Here is a 12,214-nt window from a genome sequence, read left to right as displayed (position 1 = left end):
AAACCCCTAAAGCCCGTTGTCGATGAGGCTGAAGATCTCGTCGTCGGTCGCCGCGTCCAGATCGGTGCCGGCGGGCCCGCCGTTGGTCGCCTGCTGCGGCGTGCCGGTGAGCCGGCCGAGCAGGTCCTGGAGCCGGGCCACCACGTCGCGGTGGTGGTCGGTGTCGGTGGGCAGCTCGTCGGCGGCGGTGGCCAGCCGGTCGAGTTCGGTCAGCAGCGGCGCGAACACCGCGGCCGGGTCCGGCGCCAGTTCCGCCTTGAGGTGGTCGACCAGCGCGATCGGCGTCGGATGGTCGAAGACCAGGGTGGTGGGCAGGTGCAGCCCGGTGGCGGCGCTGAGCCGGTTACGCAGCTCGACCGCGGTCAGCGAGTCGAATCCCATCTCGATGAAGCCGCGCCGCAGCTGCACCGTCGCCGGGGTGGCGTGCCCGAGCACGCCGGCCACCTGCTGGCGTACCAGGTCGAGCAGGAAGCGGTCGCGCTGCGGGCCGGGCAGCGCGGCCAGCTGGCCGGCCCCGGCGGGCGCCGGCGCGCCGGCGGCCGGACGCCGCGCGGGCGTGCGGACCAGCCCGCGGAGCACCGCCGGCACGTCCGGGCCGCGCAGCGCGCCCAGGTCCAACCCGACGGGTACGACCAGCGCCTGCTGCCGCGCCAGCGCCGCGTCCAGCGCCGCCAGCGCGGCGGCGGTGTCCAGCGGGCGGATGCCGGCGCGGGCCATCCGGGCCCGGTCGCCGTCGCCCAGCCCGCCGGTCATGCCGCTGGACTCCGCCCAGAGCCCCCAGGCGAGAGAGGTGCCGGGCAGGCCCCGGGCCCGCCGGTGCCCGGCCAGCGCGTCGAGGAACGTGTTGGCGGCGGCGTAGTTGGCCTGGCCGGCGCCGCCGAGGATGCCGGCGGCCGAGGAGTAGAGCACGAACGCGGCCAGCGGCAGCTCCCGGGTGGCCTGGTGCAGCTGCCACGCCGCGTCCACCTTCGGGGTGAGCACGGCGTGCAGCCGGTCCGGGGTGAGCGTGTCCAGCGTGGCGTCGTCGACCACCCCGGCGGTGTGGAAGACCGCGGTCAACGGGTGCCCGGGGTCGATCCCGGCGACCAGCGCGCGGACCGCCACCGGGTCGCCGAGGTCGCAGGCGGCCACCTCGACCTCCGCGCCCAGGGCGGCCAGCTGGGCGACGAGCTCCGGAACGCCGGGGGCGTCCGGCCCGCGCCGGCTGACCAGCAGCAGCCGCCGGACCCCGTACCGGTCGACCAGGTGGCCGGCGAGCAGCGCACCGAGGGTGCCGGTGCCGCCGGTGACCAGGACCGTGCCGGCCGGATCGAGGGTGACCGGCGGGGCGTCGGCGGCCGGGCCGCGGACCAGCCGCGGCACCCGGGCCACGCCGCCCCGGACCGCGAGCTGCGGCTCGCCCGCCGCGGCCGCGGCGTCGACCAGCGCCGGCAGGGCGGCGAGGGTGTCCGCGTCGTCGTCCTGGTCGAGCAGGAGCAGCCGGTCGGGGTGCTCGCTCTGCGCCGCCCGGACCAGGCCCCACAGCGCCGCGCCGGGCAGATCGGGTACGTCGTCGCCGTCCCCGACGGCGACCGCCCCACGGGTGAGCACCACCAGCCGGCCGCTGCCGTCGCCGAGCCAGCCGCGGACGGCCGCGAGCACCTGTTCGGCCGTCCGGTGCGTCCCGGCGGGCACGTCCCCGTCGATCGGGTCGGGCCGCAGCAGGACGGTGCCGGCCGGCGCGGTCCCGTCGGCGAGCGCCGCGAGCAGGGCGGCCGGGCCGAACGTCGGGTACGTGCCGGCCGCCGGGGCCGGGTCGGTGGCCAGCGGCACCCAGTCCAGCAGGTATCCCGGCGCCGGTTGCCCGGCGGTGCCGGCGAGGTCGGCGGGGAGCGGCCGGACGGCCAGCGAGGTGACGGTGAGCACCGGCCCACCGGCGGCGTCGACGGCGTCGAGGCTGATGCTCTCCGGGCCGGTGCGGCGCAGCCGGATCCGCAGCGACTCGCCGGCCGGGGCGTGCAGCCCGGCACCGGCCCAGGCGAACGGCAGCCAGGCGCGGACGCCGTCCACCGGGTCGAGGAAGGCCATGGTGTGCAGCGCCGCGTCGAGCAGCGCCGGGTGGACGCCGTACCCGCCGGTGTCGGTGCCCTCCGGCAGGCTCAGCTCGGCGTGGATGGTGTCGCCGGCACGCCAGGCCCGCTGCACGCCCTGGAACACCGGCCCGTAGTGCAGGCCGGAGGACGCCAGGTCGGCGTAGAGACCGTCCACGTCGACCTCGACGGCGCCGGCCGGCGGCCAGGCCGCTTCGGGGGCGGCCGGGCTGGGCGCGACGGCGCTCAGCGTGCCGGCGGCGTGCCGGGTCCAGTCGTCGTCGGTGCGGGCCGGGCGGGAGCGTACGGTCACCGGTCGCAGCCCGGCGTCGTTCACGGCGCCGACCTCGACCTGGAGCCGCACCGGGACGCCGGCGTCGAGCGCCAGCGGCGCCTCGATGGTCAACTCGTGCAGGTACGGGTGTCCGGTGTGCGCCCCCGCGTGCAGGGCGATGTCCACGAACGCGGTGCCGGGCAGCAGGTGTGCGGTGCCGACGGTGTGGTCCCCGAGCCACGGGTGCGACCCGGCGGAGAGCTGCGCGGTGAAGAGGTGGCCCTGCTCGTGGGGGAGTTCGATGGCGGCGCCCAGGAGCGGGTGCCCGGCACTGCTGAGGCCGAGGTCCTCGGCCTCACCGACGGTGGCGTCGGCGTGCAGCCAGTACCGCTGCTCCTGGAACGCGTAGGTGGGCAGCGGTTCCGCCGGGGCGGGGGCGGCGGGGAGCAGCGGTGCCCAGTCGACGCCGACGCCGCTGGTGTGTGCGGTGGCGAGTGCGGTGAGCAGAGCGGCCGTTCCGTCGTGTCCGCGCCGCTGGGTGGCGATGGCGGTGGCGTCGGTGACGGTTTCCTGGGTGAGGGTGCTCAGGGTGGCGTCGGGTCCGACCTCGAGGTAGTGGGTGACGCCGAGGGTGTGCAACGTTTCGGTGCCGGCGGCGTAGGACACCGTTTCGCGGATGTGCCGGGTCCAGTAGTCGGGGTCGGACAGTTGTTCGTCGGTGGCGACTTGTCCGGTCAGGTTCGACACGATGGGCAGGGTCGCGGGCCGGTAGGTGACGCTTGCGGCGGCCTCGCGGAAGTCGTCGAGGATCGTCTCGGTGTGTGCGGAGTGGAAGGCGTGCGCGACGTGCAGTTTGCGGGCGCGCACGCCGTCTTCGGCCAGTTGGGCGGCGATGGTGTCGATGGTGTCGGTGTCGCCGGCCAGGACGAGTGAGGTGGGGCTGTTGTGTCCGGCGAGGCTCACCTGCGGGTGGGCGTCGAGGAGTGGTTGCACCCGGTCGAGGGGTGCGGTGATGGCGAGCATGGCGCCGGTGGGCATGGTGTTCATGAGCCGGGCTCGGGTGGTGACCAGCTTGGCGGCGTCGGGCAGGTCCAGGACGCCGGCGATGTGCGCGGCGCTCAGTTCCCCGATGGAGTGCCCGATCAGGTAGTCGGGTCGCACCCTGAAGCTGTCCAGCAGCCGCACCATGGCGACCTCGGCGGCGAACAGGGCCGGCTGGGTGTAGAGGGTCTGCCCGAGCAGGTCGGTGTGTGCGCCGGACATGACCTCCCGCAGCGGGTGGTCCAGGTGGGGATCGAGGGCCGCACACACCTCGTCCAAAGCAGCTGCGTAGACGGGGAAGCGGGCGGACAGGTCGGCGGTCATGCCGGGGTGTTGGGCGCCCTGCCCGGTGAACAGGAACGCCACCTTCCCCGCGCCGGCCGGCGGCTCCTCGCCGCGCGCCCGGACGAGACCGGGGTGGGAGCCGCCGGTGGCCAGCGCGCGCAACGCGGCGATCAGGTCCGCCGCGGTGTGCGGCTCGTCGCCCGGCGTACCGGCCGGCGGCACGATCGCCGCGCGGTGGGCGAAGGTGGCCCGGGTGGTGGCGAGGGCGTGCGCCACGGCGGCCGGCTCCAGCTCCGGGTGCTCGTCCAGGTGCGAGGCCAGCCGGGCCGCCTGGGCGCGCAGCGCGGCCGGCGTCTTCGCCGACAGCAGCCACGGCAGCAGACCCGACGCCGGTTCGCCGGCCGCCGGTCGGGCCGCCCCGGCGGGTGCCTCCTCCAGGATGAGGTGGGCGTTGGTGCCGCTGATGCCGAACGACGACACCCCGGCCCGGCGCGGCCGGTCCGGGCGTACCGGCCAGGGCTGCGCCTGGGCCAGCAGGGCGACCTCGCCCGCCTCCCAGTCGACGTGGCTGCTCGGCGAGTCGGCGTGCAGGCTCGGCGGGAGCAACCGGTGCTGGAGCGCCAGCACCATCTTGATGATGCCGGCCACCCCGGCGGCGGCCTGGGTGTGCCCGATGTTCGACTTGATCGACCCGAGCCAGAGCGGTTCGTCGCGCTCCTGCCCGTACGTGGCCAGCAGCGCCTGGGCCTCGATCGGGTCGCCCAGGGTGGTACCCGTGCCGTGCGCCTCCACGGCATCCACCTCGGTCGGGGCCAGTCCGGCGTTGGCCAGGGCCTGGCGGATGACCCGCTGCTGGGACGGGCCGTTGGGGGCGGTGAGGCCGTTGCTGGCGCCGTCCTGGTTGACCGCCGAGCCGCGGATCACCGCGAGCACCGGGTGGCCGTTGCGGCGGGCGTCCGAGAGCCGCTCCAGCAGCAGCAGGCCGGCGCCCTCGGACAGGGCCGTGCCGTCGGCGCTGTCGGCGAAGGGCTTGCAGTGCCCGTCCGGGGCGAGCCCGCGCTGCCGGCTGAACTCCAGCAGCGAGTGCGGGGTCGCCATCACGCTGACACCGCCGGCCAGCGCGAGCGTGCACTCGCCGTTGCGCAGCGCCTGGATGGCCAGGTGGGTGGCGACCAGCGACGACGAGCAGGCGGTGTCCACCGTGATCGCCGGCCCTTCCAGGCCCAGCGTGTACGCCAGCCGCCCGGAGGCGACACTGGGCGCGCTGCCGTTGCCCAGGTAGCCCTCGTAGCCGTCCGGGGTGTGCTGCTGCAGCCGGCTGGCGTAGTCGTTGTACATGACCCCGGTGAAGACACCGGTCGGCGTGGTCTTCAGCGACGTCGGATCGATGCCGGCGCGCTCCAGCGCCTCCCAGGCGGTCTCCAGCAGCAGCCGCTGCTGCGGGTCGGTGGCCAGCGCCTCCCGAGGGCTGATCCCGAAGAACTCGGCGTCGAAGCGGTCCGCGTCGTGCAGGAACCCGGCGATCCGGGTGTAGACGGTGCCCGCGTGGTCCGGGTCGGGGTCGTACAGGCCGTCCAGGTCCCAGCCGCGGTTGGTGGGGAAGGCGGACATCGCGTCCCCGCGCTCCACCAACAGTCGCCACAGCTCCTGCGGGTCGCGTACCTCGCCGGGGAACCGGCAGGCCATCCCGACGATGGCGACCGGCTCGTCGACCGGCCGCGCCGCCGGCAGCGGGGCGTGGTCGGCCGCCGCCTGATCCGGCAGCAGCCGGACCAGCAGCTCACCCGCCAGGGCGTACGCGGTCGGGTGGTCGAAGATCAGGGTGGCCGGCAGCCGCAGCCCGGTGGCGGCGTTGAGCCGGTTGCGCAGCTCGACCGCGGTCAGCGAGTCGAAGCCCAGCTCCTTGAACGCCCGCTGCGGGTCGATCGTCTCCGGGACGCTGTGCCCGAGCACCGCCGCGATCTGGCTGCGGACCACCCCGAGCAGCAGCTCCCGGCGCCCGGCGTCGTCCAGCCCCGCCAGCCGCCCGGCCAACCCGGAGTCGCCGGCCGCGCCGGCCGCGGCCCGCGGCGCGACCGGCCGCACCAGCCCGCGCAGCAGCGCCGGGACCGGCCCGCCGCGCAGGCCGACAAGGTCCAGCCGCATCGGTACGGCGGTCGGCTCGCCGCCGGCCAGCGCGGTGTCGAGCAGGGTGTGGGCGTGGTCGGTGGGCATGGGTAGCAGGCCGGCGCGGGTGATGCGGGCCTGGTCGGTGTGGTCGAGGTGGCCGGTCATGCCGGTGGTTTGGGCCCAGTAGCCCCAGGCGAGGCTGGTGGCGGGGAGGTCTTGGTGGTGGCGGTGGTGGGCGAGGGCGTCGAGGTAGGTGTTGGCGGCGGCGTAGTGGGCTTGTCCGGGGCTGCCGAGGGTGCCGGCGGCGGAGGAGTAGAGGACGAATGCGGTGAGGGGGAGGTGGTGGGTGGCGTGGTGCAGGTGCCAGGCGGCGTCGACCTTGGGCCGGAGGACGGTGTGCACCTGGTCTGGGGTGAGGGTGTGTAGGGCGGCGTCGTCGAGGGTGCCGGCGGTGTGGAAGACGGCGGTGAGCGGGTGTGCGTCGGGGATACCGGCGATGAGGGCGTGCACCTGGTCGGGGTCGGCGGTGTCGCAGGCGACGATGGTGACGGTGGCGCCGAGTTGGGTGAGCCGGTCGACCAGGTCCGCGGCGTCGGGTGCGTCGGGGCCGCGGCGGCTGGCGAGTAGGAGGTGTCGGGCTTGGCCGGTGGTGGTGAGGTGTTCGGCGAGGAGGGCGCCGAGGGTGCCGGTGCCGCCGGTGATCAGCACCGTCCCGTCCGGATCCAGGGCGGCGGCCGGCCCCTCCGGCGTACCCACCTTGACCAGGCGCGGCACGAACAGCCGGCCGTCGCGGACGGCGAGCTGCGGCTCCCCGGCCGCCAGCGCCGCCCCCAGCGCGGCGGCACGCTCCGCGTCGACCAGCACGAACCGGTCCGGGTGCTCGACCTGGGCGCTGCGGACCAGCCCCCAGAGCGCCGACGCGGCCAGGTCGGTGACGTCCTCGTCCGGGCCGGTCGCGACCGCGCCCGAGGTCAGCACCACCAGCCGCGCGGCGCCGTGCCGCTCGTCGGCCAGCCACGCCTGGAGCGCGGCGGTGGTCCGGGCGACCAGGTCGTGCGTCGCCGCCGGACCGCCGTCGGTACCGCCGGCGGGGGCCACGATCACCAGCTCCGGGGTGGCGTCCGAGGCGAGCACGTCGGCGAGCCCGGCCAGATCGAGCACCGGCGGCACCCCCGTCGAGCCGGCCGGCGCGTCCAGCGGGGTCCAGCGGACCCGGTACAGCGGGTCGCCGCCACGCGGGCCGGCGGTGAGCCGGTTCCCGGCCAGCGGCCGGACGGTCAACGCGCCGATGGTCACCACCGGCTGGCCGGTCGGGTCGCTGGCGTGCACGGCCACGCTGTCCGGGCCGGTACGGCTCAGCCGCACCCGCAGCCGGGTCGCCCCGACGGCGTGCAGGCTGATCCCGCTCCACGCGAAGGGCAGCCGTACGCCCTCGTCGCCGCCGGTGAGCGCCATCGGGTGCAGGGCGGCGTCGAGGAGGGCGGGGTGGATGCCGTAGCCGGTGGTGTCCTGGTCGTCGGGGAGGTGGATTTCGGCGTAGCGGGTGTCGCCGTCGCGCCAGGCGGCGTGCACGCCCTGGAAGGTGGGTCCGTACTGCAGGCCCGTGCCGGCCAGGGTGGCGTAGAAGTCGGTGAGGTCGACGGGCGTCGCGCCGGCCGGCGGCCACTCCGTGCCGATGCCCGGGTCGCCGGCCGGGGCGGTGCCGGTGAGGGTGCCGGTGGCGTGCCGGGTCCAGGTGCCGCCCTGGTGGCTGTGCACGCTGACCGGGCGTCCCTCGCCCTGCTCGGGGCCCACCTCCACCCGCAGCTGCACGTCGCTGCCCGGGTCGAGGATCAGCGGGGTCTCGATGGTGAGGTCGTCGACGTGCGGGTACCCGGTGTGCTGGCCGGCGTGCAGGGCGAGGTCCACGAAGGCGGTGCCGGGCAGCAGCACGGTGCCGGTGACGGCGTGGTCGGCGAGCCAGGGTTGCCGGTCGAGGGTGAGCCGGCCGGTGAACAGGTGACCCTGCTGGTCGGGCAGCTCGATGGCGGCGGCCAGCAGCGGGTGCTCGGCCGGGGCCTGGCCGAGGTCGCTGGCCTGGCTGATGGTCGCCGGGGCGTGCAGCCAGTAGCGCTGGTGCTGGAAGGGGTAGGTGGGCAGGCCGACGGGTGCCGTCACGGCGGGCAGCAGCGGTCGCCAGTCCACCGGGAGGCCGTGGGTGTGCGCGGTGGCCAGGGCGGTGGCGAGCTGGTCGGTGGTGTCCCGGCGCATGCTGGCCACGGCGACGATGTGCCGCTGGTCGGCGGTGTCCTCGATGGGCTGGATCAGCACCGGGTGCGGGCTGACCTCGATGAAGGTGCTGTGGCCGTCGCGGAGCAGCGCCTCGGTGGCGGTCTGGAACTGCACGGGGTGGCGGAGGTTGTCGTACCAGTAGTCGGCGGTGAGGGTCTGGGTCTCGATCCGGTCGCCGGTGTAGGTCGAGTAGAACGCCACATCGGTGGCGGTGGGTTGGACGCCGTCGAGTGCGGTGTGGATGTCGTCGCGCAGCGCTTCGACGTGGGGGGTGTGGGAGGCGTAGCCGACCGGCAGGACGCGGGCGGGGATGTCGCGGTCCTTGCAGTGGGCGACGGCTGCGGCGACGGCGTCGGGGTCGCCGGCGATGACGGTGGCGTTCGGCCCGTTGACGGTCGCGATGTAGGCCCGGGGGGTGTCGGTGGTGGGCTGCTCGGCGTCGCTCGAGGTCGGCTCGGCGGCGTGCAGTGTGTGGAGGAGTTCGGTGACCTGGTCGGCGGGTAGGGCGAGGGAGGCCATGTCACCATGCCCGATCAGCGCCCGAAGTGCCTGGGCGCGCAGTGCGACGACCTTGGCGGCGTCGTCCAACGACAGGGCGCCGGCGGCATACGCGGCGGCGATCTCACCCTGGGAGTGGCCGATGACCGCGTCCGGGGCGATGCCGTGGTGCCGCCACACGGCGGCCAGCCCGGTCATCACGGCGAACAGCACCGGCTGGACGACGTCGACGCGGGTGAGCCAGTCCGGGTCGTCGTCGTGCAGGACGGTGTGCAGGTCCCAGTCCACGTAGGGGCGCAGCGCGGTCGCGCAGGCGTCGAGGTGCGCGGCGAAGACGTCGCTCTGCTGGGCGAGTTCGCGGCCCATGCCGAGCCACTGTCCACCCTGGCCGGGGAACACGAACACGGTCCGGCCGCCGTGGGCGGCGGTGTGCTGGAGCAGGGCGGGATGCGGCCGGTCCTCGGCGAGGGCTCGCAGCGCCTCGACCGGGTCCGGGCCGGGCAGCACGGCGGCCCGGTGCGCGAACACCGCCCGGGACGTGGCCAGCGCCGCCGCCAGCGTCCCCGAGGACAGGTCGGGCCGCGCGTCGACCAGCTCGGCCAGGCGGGCCGCCTGCGCGCGCAACGCGGCCGGCGCCTTCGCCGACAGCAGCCACGGCAGCGCCACCACCGGTTCACCGGCCGGCCCGGCCGGGGCCTCCGGCGCCTGCTCGAGGATGACGTGCGCGTTCGTGCCGCTGACCCCGAACGAGGAGACGCCCGCGCGTCGCGGCCGGCCGTGCTCCGGCCAGGGCCGCGCCTCGGTCAGCAGGGCCACCGCGCCGGCGGTCCAGTCCACGTGCGGGCTGGGCGCGTCCACGTGCAACGTCCGGGGCAGCGTGCCGTGCCGCAACGCCTGGACCATCTTGATGATGCCGGCCACGCCGGCGGCGGCCTGGGTGTGCCCGATGTTCGACTTGATCGACCCGAGCCACAACGGCTCCTCACGGTCCCGCCCGTACGTGGCCAGCAGCGCCTGCGCCTCGATCGGGTCACCGAGCACGGTGCCGGTGCCGTGCGCCTCCACGGCGTCCACGTCGGCCGGGTGCAGGCCGGCCGCGGCGAGGGCCTGGTGGATGAGGCGTTCCTGGGCCGGCCCGTTCGGCGCGGTGAGGCCGTTGCTGGCGCCGTCCTGGTTCACCGCGGAGCCGCGGATCACCGCGAGCACCGGGTGGCCGTGCCGCCGCGCGTCGGAGAGGCGTTCCAGCACCAGCAGGCCGACGCCCTCGCCCCAGCCGGTGCCGTCGGCGGTGGCCGCGAAGGACTTGCAGCGACCGTTCGGCGCCAGCCCGCGCTGCCGGCTGAACTCGATGAACGTGGTCGGGGTGGCCATCACCGTGACGCCGCCGGCCAGCGCCAGGGTGCACTCGCCCTTGCGCAGCGCCTGCATCGCCAGGTGGGTGGCGACCAGCGACGACGAGCAGGCGGTGTCGACGGTCAGCGCCGGCCCCTCCAACCCCAGGGTGTACGCGAGCCGCCCGGACGCCACGCTGCCGGCGCTGCCGTTGCCGAGGTAGCCCTCGTAGCCGGCGGGCACCTGGTGCTGCAGGCGGCTGGCGTAGTCGTTGTACATCACGCCGGTGAAGACACCGGTGAGGCTGGAGCGCAGGCCCTGCGGGTTGATGCCGGCCCGCTCCAGGGCCTCCCAGGCGGTCTCCAGCAGCAGCCGCTGCTGCGGGTCGGTGGCGGCCGCCTCGCGCGGGCTGATCCCGAAGAAGTCGGCGTCGAACTCGTCCGCGTCGTGCAGGAAACCGCCGTGCCGGGTGTACGCGGTGCCCGGGTGGTCCGGGTCCGGGTGGTACAGGCCGGCGAGGTCCCAGCCCCGGCCGGTGGGGAAGTCCCCGATCGCGTCGACGCCCTCGGCGACCAGCCGCCACAGCGCCTCCGGCGAGTCGACCCCGCCCGGGTAGCGGCATGCCATCCCGACGATGGCGATCGGCTCGTCCCGCGGCCCCTCGGCCACCGGGGCCGGCCGGGTGGCGGTCACCGCGTCGTCCGGCACGAGCCGGCCGCGCACGTAGGTGGCGAGCGCCTGCGCGGTCGGGTGGTCGAAGACCAGGGTGGCCGGCAGCCGCAGCCCGGTCACCGCGTTCAGCCGGTTACGCAGCTCCACGGCGGTGAGCGAGTCGAAGCCCAGGTCCTTGAAGGCCCGCTGGGGCTCGATCAGCTCCGGGCTGCCGTGCCCGAGCACGCCCGCCACCTGGGTGCGGACCAGGTCCAGCAGCAGCCGCTGCCGTTCGCCGTCGCCGAGCCCGGCGAGCCGGCCGGCGAGGCCGCTGTCCACGGCCGAGTCGGCCGCGGTGCGCCGGGCCGCGACGGTGCGGACCAGCCCGCGCAGCACGGCCGGTACGGTCTCCGCCCGGCGCAGCCCGGCGAGGTCGAGCAGCACCGGCACCGGCGCCGGGTCGTTCCCGGCGAGCGCGGCGTCCAGCATCCGCAGGGCGGGCGCGGTGTCCAGCGGCAGCACCCCGTCCCGGACCATCCGGGCCCGCTCGCCCGCGTCCAGGTGCCCGGTCATGCCGCTGGCCTCGGCCCAGAAGCCCCAGGCGATCGAGGTGCCGGCCAGCCCGTACGCGACCCGGTGCTGGGCGAGAGCGTCGAGGAAGGTGTTGCCGGCGGCGTAGTTGGCCTGCCCGGCGCTGCCGAGCACGCCCGCCGCGGAGGAGTAGAGCACGAAGGCGGCCAGGTCGAGGTCGAGGGTGGCCTGGTGCAGGTGCCAGGCGGCGTCGACCTTGGGGCGTAGCACGGTGTGGATCTGGTCGGCGGTGAGGGTGTGTACGGCGGCGTCGTCCAGCACACCGGCGGTGTGGAACACGGCGGTGAGGGGGTGCGCGGTGGGGATGGCGGCGACCAGTTCCGCGACGGCGTCGGGGTCTGCGGTGTCGCAGGCGGTGATGGTGGTGGTGGCGCCGAGGTCGGTGAGCCGGTTGATCAGGTCGGTGGTGCCGGGTGCGTCGGTGCCGCGGCGGCTGACCAGGAGTAGGTGTCGGGCGCGGCCGGTGCTGGCGAGGTGGGTGGCGAGCAGCGCGCCGAGGGTGCCGGTGCCGCCGGTGATCAGCACCGTGCCGTCCGGGTCGAGCGGCCGCCGCGCATCCGGGTCCGGCTGCCCGGCCCGGGCCAGCCGGGGCGCCAGCACCCGGCCGGCGCGTACCGCGAGCTGCGGCTCACCGGTCGCGACCGCCGCGCCGAGCGCGGCCACGCTGTCCGGGGTGCCGTCGGAGTCCACCAGGGTGAACCGGTCCGGGTGCTCGGACTGGGCGCAGCGCAGCAGTCCCCACAGCGCCGCCGCCGGAAGGTCGGTGACGTTCTCCGCCGGGTCGGTGCCGACCGCGTCACCGGTCAGCACGACCAGGCGGCTCGCGGCGCACCGCTCGTCGGCGAGCCAGTCCTGGACGAGGCGGGCGACCTGCTCGGTCTGCCGGTGGGTGGCGGCCACCACGTCGCCGCCGGCGGCGGGCACGGCGAGCACGACCAGCGGCGGCACGGGCACGTCACCGGCCAGCAGGCCGGCCAGCCCGGCGGCGTCGACCGGGTCAGGCAGTTCCGTCGGACCGCCGACCGGCACCGGCGTCCAGTCGAGCCGGTACAGCGGGTCGCCGCCGGTGGCTGCCGGAAGCTGACCGGCCGGC

At 75.9% G+C, this 12,214-nt stretch carries 1 protein-coding gene (running past one end of the window); it reads right to left on the bottom strand.

The window, feature by feature from the left end; translation table 11 throughout:
• Positions 1-6: 6 nt before the first annotated feature.
• Positions 7-12,214: the end of an SDR family NAD(P)-dependent oxidoreductase gene (locus ACIBPB_RS05655; protein ID WP_396838380.1), read on the bottom strand. Its footprint extends 17,144 nt past the window's final position; the window shows 12,208 of its 29,352 coding nt (coding positions 17,145-29,352); its start codon lies beyond the right edge, outside the window; its stop codon occupies positions 7-9.

The sequence above is a fragment of the Micromonospora sp. NPDC049836 genome, assembly GCF_044465125.1.
Classification (GTDB): domain Bacteria; phylum Actinomycetota; class Actinomycetes; order Mycobacteriales; family Micromonosporaceae; genus Micromonospora.
This window is presented reverse-complemented; position numbering and strand designations above follow the sequence as displayed.